Here is a 15187-nt window from a genome sequence, read left to right as displayed (position 1 = left end):
CGGCTACCGTAGCCACCGATCGCAGTGTCCTCCTGCCAGCGAACACGGGCGAAATCACCGGGGTTTATGAAGTTGTGCGATGCGTGACGGATCGCCTAGAATCGCTTGCCCTCGTCTTCTTCGACTTCTCCGTCCTTTATCCGTAAGGCAAGTGATGAACTCCTCCCTCACTCTCAGCGGACTGGTCTTGGCGGCGTTGGTATTTAGCTCGATAGCGAAAGCCCAGGAGTCGGCATCGAATACGAGTGAAGCACCTCGCATGATTGCCGTACAAATGCGAGTCCTTGAATTAGATGAGGCGAAGCTACGAAAGGTAGGGATCGACTACGAAATCGTCGATGATCGCGTGAAGTTCAGCCTCATGGGTGGAAGCTGGGCCCTGCCACTCAGCTTTCCAAATTTACTCGTGACGGAGGGCCTAGCCGAAGAGGTCGATCGCGCCAACCTTGTTTTCCCAGCTGACGAGCAATTTAAGTGTGGCATGGGACGACAAGTTCCGATCTACTACTACCGATCCCTCATGGAAAAGTGGGTCGGCACTAAAGTGGATATCACAGCGACGACCGTCGACGCCACTCACGCACATCTAGCTATCGACTACGGTTGGACTGGCATCGATAGATCGAATACTCCTGCCCTACCGAGCTTTCCAACGCGACGATGCCAGATGACTTGCGACGTTACCTTTGGCCAGCGGATCGTCGTGCCAGTTGATGTCACGCCCACCCAAGGCAAGCAAGTGAGACCGACGGTGATGCTGATCTTGGTTGAGGAGCATCAGTCTCCGATCGCCGGCACGTCGCGCTAATTCGCCACCACCCGGCAGTCCGGCAAGCTCTCCAAAAACATCTTCCCATAGGGCTTCGTCGCGATCCGCGGGTCGAGGCACACCACTTTGCCGGTATCGGTCTTGGTGCGGATGAGTCGTCCGAAGCCTTGTTTGAACTTCAGGATCGCTTCGGGTAGTTGGTAGTCGCGGAACGGATTGCCGCCGGCTTCTTTGATCGCGTCGAGGCGTGCTTCGAGCAGTGGGCGGTCGGGCACGGCGAACGGCAGTTTGGCGATGATCACCAGTTGCAGCGCGTCGCCCGGCACGTCGACACCTTGCCAGAAGCTGTCGGTACCGAGCAATACGCTCCGCGGGTTCTCCTTGAACATATCCACGAGTTGCGTCCGCGGCGTGCCATCGGCTTGGGATAGCAAACGCAGGTTCTGCGACGCCAGCCACCGCGCGAGACCGCTCCCCGCCTTGCGCATCGCCTCGTAGCTGGTGAACAGCACAAACGCCCGGCCGTCGAACTCCTGCACGTAGTGCTTGATCGCTTCGAGCGACTTGCGATCGAACTCCGTCCGCTCGGCCGACGGGTCGGGCATCGAGGGCATGGTGACCAGCGTGGCCTGTTTGGCGTAGTCGAACGGACTCCCGAGCCGCAGGGCCTCGCACTGCGTGACGCCGACGCGCGACTGGTAGAACTCGAACCCCGCGCGATCGCTGCCGGCTGACAGCGTGGCGCTCGTCATCACAACGGTCGGCACTTGATCGAACAGGTGCTCGCGGAGCGCGGGGCCAACTTCCAGCGGCGCGGCAACCAGCGACATCCTCGGGCGGCCGCGGCTCGTCTCGTACCGGTCCATCCAATAGACCGTGTTGCCCATCGTTTGCATCCGCCATGTCTCAATCTCAAACGCCAGCGACAACAGCCGATCGTGCGCCGAGGTGAAATCCTGCCGGTCCGATTCTTCCTGCATCCGGCTGCCGGCCGTTTTCACTTGCCGAGCGAGCGTTTGTAGTTCCTCGGCAAGCTGCCCGCTCGCGAGTCCCGGCGTGGTGACGCGGCCATTTTGCGGACCGCTCGAGACCGACCAGTGCCACAGATCGCTAAAGAAGTCGTCGGAGTGCAGCCGGCATCGCTCGACTTGCTGCGCGATGTGCGACAAGCCGTGATGCAGCAGCAGGCCTTTCTGGGTGCGGTCGTTGTAGAGCTTCGAGAGCGTGTACTCGACTTGTCCACTCGTGACGCGGATACCCAAGTGATCGCCGGCGACCGCTTCGACGGTGTGGGCTTCGTCGAGAATCAGAATGTCGTAGTCGGGCAGGATGCTCACGCCGTTGCGGCGGAGTGCCAGGTCGCTGAACAGCAGCGCGTGATTCACGACCAGCACCTGGGCGTGCTGCATGCGGCGTCGAGCGCGGTAGTAGAAGCACTTCTTGTACATCGCACACCGGCGGCCGAGGCAGTTGCCACTGTCGCTCGCGACTTCCTGCCAGACGCTGCCCAGCGGCTTGCGGGCGAGATCGGTAAGGGAGCCATCGTGCGTCTCGCCCGCCCAGCGGTCGATCTCGCGTAGCTGCGAGAACTCCTCGTCCTGATCGAACAGGCTGTTGGCACGTTTCATGGCCGCGCCGAGTCGACGAAGGCTCAAATAGTTGCCACGACCCTTTACCAGCACCGATGAGAAGTCGCGCGGGATCACGCTGTTGAGCAGCGGCAAGTCCTTGGCGATTAGCTGCTCTTGCAAGCTAATGGTGTGCGTCGAAATGACGACACGCTTGCCTTTTGTGTCAGCCGGAGCACCCTCGGGGGGTGGCTCCGTGGCCGCGAGGATCGCTGGCACCAAGTAGGCAAAACTCTTGCCCACGCCGGTGCCGGCTTCCACGACCAGGTGTTTCTTGTTCGCGATCGCTCGACCCACCGCCTCCGCCATTTCGAGCTGCTGAGGGCGGTCTTCGTACTGCTTCAGCCGCCGCGCGATGCGGCCGTCCGGTCCCAGGATGTCAGCCGTCGTGAGCGTCATGCCATAAGGTTACGTCTCACGGGCCAAATGGGCTAGCCGGCAGGCGGGGCACCCTTGGTCAACATATGCGGCGGCTTCTCGCTCGCCCCTTCGTAGGCCGTGGGTTGCCCCTCTTGAAAACGATTGCAACCCCCGAGCCCCGAGATGCGGACATTGTAGTCCTGCAGCTTTTTCTCGATGCACACACCGAGCGTCAAATCCTGAACTTCGCCGTCAGGTTCAATCTGCCACCACTTGCAGTCCTTGCACAATCCCCAGCCATCCGGTTGATCGGCCATCACGATTCTCCTCATGTAAATTGAAGCTGCATCAATAACAACTGTGGGAGGGCTCTCCGAGCCCGATGTCCAGGTGGGGGTCCAACCCACATCGGCCTCGGAGAGGCCTCCCACAGATGGTTGTCCGACAAGAACGATGTCTTAGGCAGTGAGCGCGAAGAAGTTGAGACTGCGGCTCGCGAGCCGTGTGAGCTTGCGATCGGTCGCTCCTTCTTCTTCGAGCGTCTGCGTGAGCAGGTCGGCGTGGTCTTTGTGTCCGAGCTTCTCGGCGTACGCCACCGCTACGCCGTAGCCGGCGATCTCGTAGTGCTCGACTCGCTGCGCGGCAGCCACCAGGGCGGCGTCGCGCACTTCCGCGGGCATATCTTCCTTGAGGACCTCTTCGCCCTCTTTGATCAGCCCTTCCATGCCATTGCACTTGTGCCCGCCCGGCTTGAAGTCGAGCGTCTTGAAGATCGACTCCAGTCGCACAACGTGCTCTTTGGTTTGTTTCAGGTGCTCTTTGAAGCCAGCCTTCAGATCTTCATGCGAAGCGGCCTCCGCCATCTTGGGCAGCGCTTCGAGCAACTGAGTCTCGGCGCTGTAGAGGTCCTTGAGTTCATGGACGTAGAGCTTTTCGAGCGAATCGAGGTTCATCGTTCGTTCTCCTGGCAAGGGTTATTTGGATGGATCACCGATGATTGGTGACCTGCTGCCAGGGAGATTGCAAACCGTGCGCCTAAGCGATAGCACCAGCCGCTTATCGAAGATTTCGCCACCTTCGATGGCGAGTTCAGCCAGCGCGCGATCTAAGGCGGAGCAGCATGGTTGCCAACCGGCCAGGAGAAGGCGAGAAGATTCGCAGCCCACCCACCTTACCGCCGCTTTAGCGAAATCACCCCTTCTTCGGGGCTCGACGCAGTGGCGTATAGCCGCTTGGGGATGCGGCCGGCGAGGTAGCTCAGTCGGCCCGCGAGCGTGGCGTGACGCATGGCGTCGGCCATCAGCAGCGGATCCTCCGCGTGGGCGATCGCCGTGTTGAGCAGCACTCCATCGACGCCCAGCTCCATCGCCGCGGCAACGTCGCTCGCGGCACCCACGCCGGCGTCAACGATCACCGGATAATCGGGGTCGCCTTCCTTCAAGTACTCCAGGCAGATGCGAATGTTGTTGGGGTTCAAGATCCCCTGCCCCGAACCGATGGGGCTTCCCGCCGGCATGACGCTCGCCGCGCCGGCATTCTTCAGCCGCCGGGCAACCACCGGGTCGTCGCTGGTGTAGACGAGCACCTCGAAGCCCTCGGCCACCAGCTGCTCGGTCGCCTTCACCGTCTCGATGGGATCGGGGAGCAGCGTCCGCGTATCGGCGAGCACCTCGAGCTTCACCCAGCTCGCGCCGGGATTCTCCAGGCCACTCAGAATCTCCCGCCCCAGCCGCGCGACACGCACCGCGTCTTCGGCGGAGAAACAACCTGCCGTGTTGGGGAGCAGGATGTACTTGCTGCTGTCGATGGCATCGAGCAGATTGCGCCCCTCGGCGTCAATCAGCCGCTCGCGCCGCACCGCCACCGTAATGCAGTGCGTCCCCGAACGCTCTAGGGCTTCGCCCATCAGTTCGTAGGTGGCGTACTTGCCGGTGCCGACGATCAAACGGCTGGTGAGCGTGTGCGAGCCAACTTGGAGTGGCGTGTCGGTGAAGTGGTCGATGGTGTTCAACGGTGGGAGCTTGGGACTGGGGGCTAGGGGCTCGAATGGAGTAAAAGAAACAAGTCAGCCGCCACCTACTAAGGTGACGATCTCTAGCTGGTCGCCGTCCGCCAATTGGTAACCGAGATGCTCGGTGCGGGGGACCAACTGGCCATTCACTTCGACGGCGACGTGCTTGACGTTCACTTCGAGTTCGGCCAGCAGCTCGGCGATCGTGCGGTCGGGGGGAACCTCGCGGGGCTCGCCGTTAACAGACAGGTGAAGATGGTCCATAGGTTTGTACGATTTCCGAAACGTGCGACCCTAATCGCGGACCACGGTGGTGCGGAACTGTTGCATGTCGAGCACCTGGAACACACCCTCTTGAGGCTTGCCCGCGGCTTGCATCGACGAGTTCCACGGCATCATGTAGGCACCAACCTGCCCGGTGTTGGCGTCGGCGATGTAAACCACCGTCGCGGCGGGCTGGTAACCCGCACGGCCGCGGGGCATGTTCGCGAGTCCCGTCACCATCAGGTACTTGGCGTTCCGCCCGCCAGCGGTGAAGTCCTGCGAAATGTTGTAGGTGAACCGCGAGTTGAACTTACCGGTCCGTGGATTGATCACGGCACCAATCAAGTCGCCGGTTAGGTAATCGAGGAAGTACAGCGCTTCGACTTCGCCATCGACGAGGCCCGTGGCGATGGAGAAGTTCTCGTAGCCATCGGTCGCCGAAGCGTGCAGCGGGACGCTCGGCCATAGGCCTTTAATGTTCAGACCCACCGCCAAGCCGGCAACGAGACCGAGGGCAAGAAACGCATAACGCCCGCGAGCGAACTGGCCCAGCGTGGAAACATGGGACATGGGGGAACTCCTTCTGGCAACAGGCGACAACGCCGCGCTCGCGGCGACCTTCCCCTTAATCGTACCGCGGCTGGCTTTTATTCGCCACTGCCATTGCGGGCGAGAAATGCCGGCAAAAGGCCCTTCGGCACGCCCCTTCAACGGATTAGTCGCTACGACTGTGGCCGCCGAATCGCGTCAGAAGGTACAGCAGCATCGCGACACTTTGCAAAGTGCCAGCCACGTAGGTCCACGCCGCGGCGTTCAACACGCCATTCACGTGCCCCATTTCTTCCGGGCTGACGATCTGGTGCGAGACAAGTTCCTGCTTCGCACGACGACTCGCGTCGAACTCCACCGGCAGGTTGATCACCTGGAACACGACCACCGCCCCGAACAGCGCGATGCCCGCCAAGCACAACAGGCCACCGAGCCCCGAGCCACCTTGCGCCAGCAAGAGTCCCAGGAACAAGATGCCCATGCCAAAGCTGCCACCAAACTGCGCGGCCGGCACCGCCAGGTTGCGGAGCATCAGCGGGGCGTAGTTCTGGGCGTGCTGAATAGCGTGGCCCGCTTCGTGGGCGGCGATGCCCACCGCGGCCATCGACGGCTGGTTGTAAACGCCCTCGCTCAGTCGCAACACGCGATGCCCCGGGTCGTAGTGGTCGGTCATCTGCCCCTGGACCGGCTCGATCGGCACCTCGTGCAAACCAGCGGCGTCGAGGATCATCCGCGCTGCCCCACGCCCCGTGATTGGCGCGCGAACTTGCGACGCCGCGGCGTAGGTCGCGCGGACACGCCCTTGCGCCCACATCGCCAGGAGCAACGCGGGGGCGAGGAACACGAAATACAGCGGGTCGAACGGAAAAATCATGGTCGTTGGATGGCGGAAAGAACAGTCGAGTTACGCACTGTAGTTTACGCTCTTAGGGTGTCTCTGGTTCGGTCACCGGCGGAAGCGTCGCCCCCGGTGGCAATGCCCGCGCCGCGCCTTGCGGAACGGTGTTGTTCGGCACTGCGTTCGGAACTGCATTTGGCGTGCCGGGCGCGTTAGGCATCGCCGGTGGGCGAACCCCCTGCCCTTGCTGCAACTGTCGCTGCTGCGCCTGCTGAAACGCTTGAAGCTGCTGCATGAAGTGCGACATCACGCTCAGCAGGTTGGCGACCGCCACGCCGTTCTGCGCGTTGAGGTGTAGCACGCGTTTCGTCCCTTGAGTGACGACGTACTGGTTCGATTCCACCTGCCCCGCCAGCAAAATCTGCGACTCCGTTTGATCGACGCGAAGAAGATCTCGCGCAATCCCCATCTCCGGAAACTGCTCGGCTCCCAGCACCAACAGCGGCCGGTCCTCGGAGTCGACTACCACCAGCCCCTGACACTTAATCCGCTGGCTTTCGGTTGTCTTGATGATCTTATCCCGCAGCGCCGCCCCCAGCGCCAAGAACAACAATGGGTAAACAATCCAACGTTCGCGCTCGGTCATGAGGTTTGGGGGCTAAGGGTTAGGTGTGCTCAGTAGGCCGGATCAAGCGGAGCGCCGACCCGGCGCTTCACGCTGTGCACGACCAATATAACGTCGCCGCGACGGAGGATTTCAATCTACAAAAGGAAGAACACTAATCGCCGCTAATCCTCGCTAATGTTTTCGACTAGTGACGATTAGCGCAGATTAGTGTTCCGGAAAACAACCTTTATATGCGTCATCTGCCGTCACTTCTTCTCAAAATACAACCGCCCAAACTGAGGATCCGCCCCCTTCTCGACGAGCGTGTAGCCGGACGCGGGTTCATCTCCTTGGAAGTCGATGATGAATCGCCGCTTCTCGCTGGGGGGTGCGGGTTTGTCGGTGGCTTCTGCTTCCGCTTTCGCCAAGCTGATCTCGATCTCCGCGCCGCGGGGTGGCAGCGTCTCGACCACTCGCCACGTGCCGCTGAGCGGCTGCGAACCATCCCCCAGCGACATGCTCACCTGGGCGTTCTCGGCAAACGTCAGCTCAATCGCCAAGTCGTGCAACTCCAGATCGGTCTTCGCGGGCGTCACGTCCGACTCGGCGTCCGTCGGCGCCGCGGCCGCATCGTCACTCGCCAAGCTCCGCTCTTTCGCCTTCAGCTCGGCACTTCGCTTGGCAGCCGCCGCCGTGGTGTCAGGCCGTCCTTGCCACGCCCCCACCAGCCGCGTCGAAACCGACTGCTGGCACCCCGTCGCCAACAAGCACAGAGCAGCCATCACAAACAGCGAAGCGGTGGAGCGGATCAACAGAGCACCAAATGCAGAGAGATAATGGGAAAACAAAGTCCCCCCATTCTAGGCAGCCCCCTCAAGTGTCGCCAGCCGATGCCATTTCGCACTTTCTGCTCAAAGGCGAGCCGGAAGCGTCAGCGCCCGGAGAATTCGTCGAGTATCGCGTGGTCCCCGGGTTCAGCTCCTGGCGCTGACGCTTCCGGCTGGCCCAAATGGATCACTAGCCGACGACCACTTCTTGTTTCGCTAGTTCCAAGAGCTCGGCTTCGACCTTCTCAATCTCCGCGGCGTTCTCCTGGTCTTCCAATTGAAGCTTCTGTAGTCGTCGTTCCAGCCTATCGAGCTTCTTCGCGTGCTGGACGTACGGCCTCAGCGGCGCACTTGCTTGCCGCCACTTCCAGAACTTCTCCCACACGTTGCCGAGCGAAGTCATCAGCGTCGACTGGCTTCGCGTGGTCGCTCGCTTCCCCATCGTCCGCGATACGAAGTCGAACGTCCGACGGAATGCGTCCCCCATTGAAGTCACGAATTGATACCACGCGTCCGATTGCTTCTTCTTGAGCTTTTCGATCTCCTTATCCACTGCCGCGCGTTTTGCGACGACGACGGGCGGAGTCGGAGGCAATGGTTTCTCCTCCCCCTTCGTCATTTCGCGGGTTGGTTTCGGCGGCGAGGGTTTCACGATCGAGAACTTGTCCCGCACGCCGTTCATCAATGTCTTAATCTGCGACTGCGTCAGCGGGCCGGCGAGGTAGCTCATTGCCCAGCGTGTGTTGAATACGGTCGACGCGTCGTCGTGCACGTTGTTCATCAGGAACACGCGATTGCCGAGCGACGACAGCGTTCGCTCCATCGCCTGCTTGTCGAATTTCGACCCCGCCTCGGCCGATGCACCTTGCAAGCCCTCGATCACGCGGGCCTTGTCGCGCTCGGTTTGCAATCGCCCGAGGAGCCACGTGCCGCAGTTCGAAAGGCCTTTGTAGTCGAGGTCCACCGGGTTTTGCGTCGCCAGTACCACGCCCACACCAAACGCGCGGGCTTGCTTCAGCAGCGTCAGCATCGGCCGCTTGCTCGGCGGCTCGCCCACCGGTGGGAAGTAACCGAAGACCTCGTCCATGTAGAGAATCGCCCGCAAACTGCTAGTGCCGGGCTGCGTGCGAATCCACGCCACGAGTTCGTTGAGCAAGATCGTGACAAAGAACATTCGCTCGGCGTCGTTCAAATGCGCGATCGACAAGATCGACAGCCGCGGCTTCCGCTCGGCGCTATACAGCAGGTCCTGAATCGATAGCGGCACCCCTTCCATCCACCCCGCAAACGAGGGGGACGCTAAGAGATTGTTCAGCTGCACGGCCAGCTTTTGCCGGTCCTTCTTCGGATAGAAATCTTCGAGAGGCAAACTCCCTACGCGGTCGCCCGGCAGTTTCGGCTCGAGCACCCGCTCGACGATATCGGCGATCGACAGGTCTTCGCCCGCCAGCCACGCTTGCAGGAGGATGTTCGCGATCAGAATGTGCTCGCGCGAATTCACCGGATCGGTACCACCACCCACCAGCGCCAACAATCCCGAAGCGGCCGACTCCACCCGATCGCGCAGCGCCTCGCTGTCGTCACGCACTTCGGCGGCCGGTGCGCTGAACGACTTAAGCACCGAGATCGGTATGCCCGCCGTCGAGCCCGGCGTGTAGATCACCCGCTCGACCGAGTCGCAGTATTTCTGAACGCGCTCGCCATCTTCGTCCCACTTCGCAAGCCCTTCCTTCCACATCGTGGCCGTGGAGGCAGCGAACTCGTCAGGCGTCTGTCCTTTGCGAGTCGCTTCGCTCTCGTCGATCCACGGACGGAACTTCGCGGGATCGAAGTCGGGAAACGCGAGCAGCAAGTTGCCCAGGTCCCCCTTGGGGTCGATGCAGATGGCCGGAATGCCATCGAGCGCCGCTTCTTCCAGCAGCGACAAGCATAGCCCCGTCTTGCCACTCCCGGTCATGCCGACGCACACCGCGTGCGTCGTCAGGTCCTTGCTCTTGTAGAGCAGTGGAACGTCGGACGTCGTCGCGGTCGCCAAGTCATGCTCGCGCCCCAAATAAAACGAACCAAGCTGATCAAGATCGGACATAGCGCGGCGACAAGAGTAATGAGGAAGGCAAACGTGCAGGCTTGATTGTGATCGAACCGCCCCTCGAAGCCAAGATTAGCTCGCGTCGTACCACGGAATTCTTTCGGTTGTACGACGGGTGGCACCGACTTTCGGCCGCTTAAACCTCCACCACGTCTATCCCCCTCCTCGGCCGATTGTCGGTGTGCTCAGCACAAGAGGTCTTTGCATGAACTAACAGAAACACCGATGAGTGAATGTCGCAGCGATGCACCTCTTGTCGCAAGCGACACCGACACGTGCCCGAGCCGAGCTCAACGGAATGGCTAAGTACGAATCGGGCAAGTGTCGCTGCCACCCAAGAAGTTTCTCAACGACGCGCGAGCAACCTTCCGTACTCCTCTACCGCTTCCAAATGCCCCGCCTCCGCACGAAGACCCACATGCCCATCCGGCCGAAGCACCAGCAGCGTGATCTCCTCCACACCCAATATCGTCGCGCACTCCGCCGCAACCGTGGCGTGCTCGTCCGCTTGCGTCGTACACACGAACACGACGTCCAGCATCAGCTCATCGCGCCGCGATTCGAGTGCGTCCTTCAGCTCTAGTAGCCGAGCAGCGTCAGCCGACGGTCCACCAATGACGAGTCCCGTGTGCCCCGCGCAATGGCCAACCTCGTGCAGGCGGCACCTCTCGCCACTCACTAACCGCAATTCAATCGTATTCGGGAGCCTCGCACCTGGTGGCAGCGAGTCGTGTTTCAAGCCCATCACGATCGGCGAGCCACTGTAATCGATATCCAGCTCCGCCTCGGCAACCGCTTCGTGGTGCCTCGACGTGGGGTCGGCGATCATCGCTCGCAGCGTCTCGTCACGGCTTCGACGCGCCGTCGCATCGGCCATGGTCTGTAGCTCTTCGACCGCATCGCCCGACGCCACGATCGCCAGCGCCACGGGTCGCCGCTCGGCTTCGTAGCTATCGAGCAGCGCCGCGTCGCTCTCCCCTCGGCAAACCAGGGCGAGCTTCCACGCCAAGTTAAACGCGTCCTGCATGCCGCAGTTCATGCCATGCCCCTCGGCCGGCGTGCAGACATGAGCCGCATCGCCAGCGAGCAGCACCCTGCCCGCTCGATACCGCGACGCCACTTTCGCATGGCAATGGAATCGCGTCGGATGTTCTATGTCTTCGAACGTGACCTTCGGATAGTAACGCGAGAGAATCTCCGCCGTCTCGGCCACCAAGTCGCACTCTTGCGTCCGCGGCCGCACGTACGCTCTCCATCGACGATTCGGAAGCGCCGTGAGAATCACCGGCGCCTCGTCGAGATAAACGTAATTCGCCTCGTACGTGTCCTGCCATCCCGCAAGCGTTACGTCGAACACGGCCCACGGCTCGGGGATGTCGTGCCCCACGTGCTCGATGCCACACAGGGACCTCGTGGTGCTGTGCAGCCCATCGCAACCGACGACCCACGCGACGCGCACGCTCTGCGACTCCCCTTCGTGATCAAACGTCGCGACGAGTCCGTCTTCCACTTCTTCAAGATTTGTTAGCCGCGACGACCGCAGGATCGATCCCCCCTGCCGCTCGAGATACTCGGTCAGGTGCGCTTCGACGACTTGCTCGGAGATGCCAATGTTGAATCCATGGCGACTACCGCAGTCGGCGAGATCGATTTCGCCGAGCGAGCCGCCGTCGGAGTAAACCTTAATCACCCGCTGCCTCACTCCTTCGTCGAGCAACCGATCGACCAGCCCCAGCGACTCGAACACCTCGAGCGACCGCGGATGGACCACCGTCGCCCGATCCCACTCCAGCGGCGCGGCATTGGCATCAATCACCAAACACCCCACAAGCCGCCGCTCGAGCTCCGCAGCGAGCAACAAACCAGTCGGACCGGCACCAACGACGAGAACTTGGGGGGACTTGGGCATTGGGTCGGTGAGTTGGATTTTTATCGGAAGTGGGAAGTTCGCCATTGTACCAAGCTAGGTTCCCATGCCGACCACCAAGTGTGGCTTTGCCGACCGAAAAAGACCGCCGCACCACATCGTTCTTCGCTGTGCGGTTCTCGCTTCACGGTGTTAGACTGACTGCATACGCTCCGTAGAATGATCGGACGAAGAACAGCAGGCCCCATATGGGAGGCAACCACTTGGCATATCAGGGGCGATTCAACCAATCGGCGATCCGGATCGGGGCCGTGATCTTACTTTCGCTGGTCGCGGTTTGGCTAGCCATGCGCTGGCCCGACTGGCAAAGGAGGTCGCTTGTTCGCCAAGCCTCGCACGTCGTCGTCTCACTGCATCGACAAGAAAGTAAGCATTACCTGTTCGAAGGGGAGGCTTCGCAGGAGATCGCCGATTTCGTGTTTCACCGGTCCCGACCTTACTTTGAAACGATGGCGATGGCCTATCCGATTTCCATGTACTTCTTCGACGGCGACAAGGGATGCCTCTTTTCCTGTCGAGTCAAGGCTGGGGACATTGAGTCCGCAGAGGATTTTGTGAACAAGGTTCGATCTGGTGTCGAAGTATCGGAACAAGAGTTGGACGACATGTTTACCACTTCCGAGTACGAGAAGAACACCAGAAAGTTCTGATAACGGTCGTACGATCTCAGAGTAGTTAGCTTGGGCATGACGCCGGCGACTCACGCCAGCTAGTTTAGATGGGGTAGCATGACCTGCTCGCTCCAAGCCAAGGGGGCGGCGTGGGCCAATGAACCCGTCTCTCCCATTCTTCTCTGTTCTCTCCGTTTGCTCCTGTTCCCACAAATTCCTCCGCTGGCCCACGTAGCCGGCGCCTGCGGCTGGGCGTTAAACGATTTTTCCCGGGAGTGTCGGCCCTTTAACTATTTCGACTTTTTTCAAAAATGTGACTAGAAAGCGCGCTTCACTTGTGTTCTCATGAACACGTTCACCACAGTGGTGAACGTGCGTTCTTTGACAACTTGAAAAGCGTTGAAATCGCCAGGCGGACGAGTGTGCGCGTGCTTGAGGTTCGCGCCACAATTTTGTCATCCTGAAGGAGCCTAAGCGACTGAAGGATCTCGACTACCATTGTGGCCGCTTGTTAAACGACGCCATCCTTCGGGTCGTGGCTGTATGCCTGGAAAGAAGGGCCCCTCAGAAGGACCACGCGCGGGGTTCCAGAGTAAAGTCGCACGTGCGGGTTTTACGTGCGACATTACCCTTCGGCGGTCTTGCGAGACCCGCTTCGTAAGTACTTCGCGCGAAAGCACTTACAGCGGTAGCTCGCAACGGGGGAGAGGGAGTAATGTCGCACCCAATGAAAAAGTGGCGGAATGCGACATTTCCAGCCACTGGCCAACAGCATGGACCAGTGGCATTCCGTGGTATACACTCAACACTCTCGCCGTTCACGCTCCCTTATATATAAGCCTCTATGCGCCACCAACGACTCGACTGCGACGTGTTGGTAGCCGGCGGAGGAATGGCGGGTGTGGCAACCGCGCTCGCTGCGGCAAGACGGGGAGTTCGCGTCGTCTTGTGTCAGGACCGTCCTGTGCTCGGCGGCAACGCCTCCAGCGAGATCCGCATGCACATCGTCGGTGCCGATCAGAGTGGCAACCGCGGGCGAGAGCTCGAAACCGAAGCCCGCGAGTCGGGCATCATCGAAGAGATCCGCCTGGAGAACTGCGTCCGCAATCCGCAGCGATCGCCCTCGGTGTTCGACCTGATCCTGTACGACAAAGTCCATGCCGAGCCGAACATCGAGCTCCTGCTCAACACCACCGTCACCGCGGCGGAGATCGAAGGCAATCGAATCACTTCGGTGACCGCCGAACGTCAGTCGACCGAAGACACCTTCGCGATTCACGCGAAGGTCTTTGTCGACGCTACTGGCGATGGAAGGCTTGGGCTCGAGGCGGGGGCGAAATTCGTCGAGGGTCGCGAGTCGCACGCCGAACATGGTGAATCGCTCGCTCAAGAGACTAGCGACAACATGCGACTTGGTTCGAGCATCATGTTCCAAGCCAAGAAACACGACCGCCCCATGCCGTTCGTCGCGCCCAGCTGGGCGAGGAAGTTCAGCGAGGACGACCTTCGACTTCGACCGCACGCCTCGACTTCGGGCTATCACGGCGACCTCAATCTCGAGTACGGGTACTGGTGGATCGAGTGGGGTGGTCATCTCGACACGATCGCCGAGAACGAAACGATCCGCCACGAGCTGCTCGCCATCGTCCTGGGGGCATGGGACCACGTGAAGAACGGCGGCGAGCACGGCGCGGAGAACTGGGCCCTCGAATGGTTAGGCTTCCTGCCCGGCAAGCGCGAGAGTCGACGTTTCGTGGGGCAGTACGTCCTTACGGAGCACGACGTGGTGCAGTCGATTCCTCACGACGACGCCATTGCCTACGGCGGCTGGTTCATCGACACGCACCCCGTGATGGGAGTCGACGCTGTGGACGAACCTCCCTGCACGCAGCACGCGGTGCCTTACTTGTACGATATCCCGCTGCGTGCGTGCGTCAGCACGAACGTCGAGAACCTGATGTTCGCGGGTCGCAACATCTCGGCCACGCACATCGCCTTCGCATCGACGCGAGTGATGGCAACATGCACCCAGATCGGGCAAGGAGTGGGAACAGCAGCCGCTTATGCCGTGATGCACGAGCGTTCGCCGCACGAGCTCACGCTCGATCGCCAAGCGATCCAAGCAATCCAGCAGCAGTTACTGGAAGACGATGCCTACTTGATCGAAGTGACCAACGAGGACCCACGCGACCTGGCGAAGCAAGCCACCATCGCCGCGTCGAGCGAGCAACTCGCCGGGCCAGCAGCGAACGTCGTGGAAGGTCCGACCCGTAGCGTTCACGGTTCAAACGGCGTCGCAGCCGAACGAGCTACGCCCGGCACGCATCGCTGGATGAGCGATCCGAAGGCAGGCTTTCCCGCTTGGCTGCAACTGGAATGGCGAGAAGTGATCACGCCAACGCGTATTCAACTCGTGTTTGACACCGGCCTGCATCGCGTGATGACCCTCAGCCACGCCGACTCGTACACGGCGAAAATGCGTTGGGGCGAGACTCCGCCCGAATGCGTCACCGACTTTCGGATTGAAGTCGGACGAAATGGCGAGTGGTGCGAAGTCGATCGCGTGACCGGCAACTACCAGCGCCGCGTCGTAAGATCGCTCGCCGTAGGTGAGATCGATGCATTGCGACTAATCGTCGATGCAACCGGCGGCATCGATCATGCACGCATTTGTGAGATTCGCGTCTACTAACTTTTTAAACTGCTC

The 15187-nt window shown here is 60.8% G+C and carries 14 protein-coding genes; 3 read left to right on the top strand and 11 right to left on the bottom strand.

Features of this window, described 5'->3' with window-relative positions; translation table 11 throughout:
• Positions 1-259 precede the first annotated feature (259 nt).
• Positions 260-808, top strand: a complete 549-nt coding sequence (locus tag SH292x_RS05700; protein WP_442484622.1) for a hypothetical protein — start codon at positions 260-262, stop codon at positions 806-808.
• On the opposite strand, the gene SH292x_RS05695 is transcribed toward SH292x_RS05700, so the two are convergent.
• The 11 genes from SH292x_RS05695 to SH292x_RS05645 form a co-directional block, all read right to left on the bottom strand.
• On the bottom strand, positions 805-2796 hold the full coding sequence (locus tag SH292x_RS05695; protein ID WP_442484621.1) for an ATP-dependent DNA helicase: 1992 nt from the start codon (positions 2794-2796) through the stop codon (positions 805-807). The two genes, SH292x_RS05700 and SH292x_RS05695, sit on opposite strands and share 4 nt — an antisense overlap.
• Positions 2797-2828: 32 nt before the next feature.
• The gene (locus SH292x_RS05690) at positions 2829-3074 is read right to left on the bottom strand and encodes a hypothetical protein (RefSeq protein ID WP_442484620.1); all 246 of its coding nucleotides are present in this window, start codon (positions 3072-3074) and stop codon (positions 2829-2831) included.
• A gap of 141 nt (positions 3075-3215) precedes the next feature.
• A complete protein-coding gene (locus tag SH292x_RS05685) occupies positions 3216-3710 on the bottom strand; it encodes a YciE/YciF ferroxidase family protein (protein WP_442484619.1) in 495 nt (164 codons plus the stop codon).
• Positions 3711-3928: 218 nt separating this feature from the next.
• The gene (locus tag SH292x_RS05680; RefSeq protein WP_442484618.1) at positions 3929-4768 is read right to left on the bottom strand and encodes a thiazole synthase; all 840 of its coding nucleotides are present in this window, start codon (positions 4766-4768) and stop codon (positions 3929-3931) included.
• 54 nt (positions 4769-4822) lie between these two features.
• The gene (gene thiS, locus SH292x_RS05675) at positions 4823-5032 is read right to left on the bottom strand and encodes a sulfur carrier protein ThiS (RefSeq protein WP_442484617.1); all 210 of its coding nucleotides are present in this window, start codon (positions 5030-5032) and stop codon (positions 4823-4825) included.
• Between the two features lie 30 nt (positions 5033-5062).
• Positions 5063-5602 (bottom strand): hypothetical protein, encoded by a 540-nt coding sequence (locus tag SH292x_RS05670; RefSeq protein WP_442484616.1) that lies wholly within the window; start codon positions 5600-5602, stop codon positions 5063-5065.
• Positions 5603-5747: 145 nt separating this feature from the next.
• A complete protein-coding gene (locus tag SH292x_RS05665; RefSeq protein WP_442484615.1) occupies positions 5748-6455 on the bottom strand; it encodes a zinc metallopeptidase in 708 nt (235 codons plus the stop codon).
• Between the two features lie 52 nt (positions 6456-6507).
• The gene (locus SH292x_RS05660; RefSeq protein ID WP_442484614.1) at positions 6508-7065 is read right to left on the bottom strand and encodes a hypothetical protein; all 558 of its coding nucleotides are present in this window, start codon (positions 7063-7065) and stop codon (positions 6508-6510) included.
• A 227-nt stretch (positions 7066-7292) separates the two neighbouring features.
• Positions 7293-7838, bottom strand: coding sequence for a hypothetical protein (locus tag SH292x_RS05655; protein WP_442484613.1), 546 nt, complete (start codon positions 7836-7838; stop codon positions 7293-7295).
• A gap of 205 nt (positions 7839-8043) precedes the next feature.
• Positions 8044-9939 (bottom strand): ATP-binding protein, encoded by a 1896-nt coding sequence (locus SH292x_RS05650; RefSeq protein WP_442484612.1) that lies wholly within the window; start codon positions 9937-9939, stop codon positions 8044-8046.
• Between the two features lie 349 nt (positions 9940-10288).
• Positions 10289-11851: an FAD-dependent monooxygenase gene (locus tag SH292x_RS05645; protein ID WP_442484611.1), complete on the bottom strand. Its 1563-nt coding sequence runs from the start codon at positions 11849-11851 to the stop codon at positions 10289-10291.
• 206 nt (positions 11852-12057) lie between these two features.
• Here SH292x_RS05645 and SH292x_RS05640 point away from each other — a divergent pair, with 206 nt between their 5' ends.
• Both SH292x_RS05640 and SH292x_RS05635 read left to right on the top strand, forming a co-directional pair.
• Positions 12058-12519: a hypothetical protein gene (locus tag SH292x_RS05640; protein ID WP_442484610.1), complete on the top strand. Its 462-nt coding sequence runs from the start codon at positions 12058-12060 to the stop codon at positions 12517-12519.
• An 805-nt stretch (positions 12520-13324) separates the two neighbouring features.
• Positions 13325-15172: an FAD-dependent oxidoreductase gene (locus SH292x_RS05635; protein ID WP_442484609.1), complete on the top strand. Its 1848-nt coding sequence runs from the start codon at positions 13325-13327 to the stop codon at positions 15170-15172.
• Positions 15173-15187 lie beyond the last annotated feature (15 nt).

The organism is Aeoliella fuhlenseeensis (assembly GCF_052161615.1).
In the GTDB taxonomy this organism is placed as follows: Bacteria; Planctomycetota; Planctomycetia; order Pirellulales; family Lacipirellulaceae; genus Aeoliella.
The sequence above is the reverse complement of the archived record's forward strand: the minus strand, read 5'-3'. Positions and strand labels throughout refer to the sequence as shown.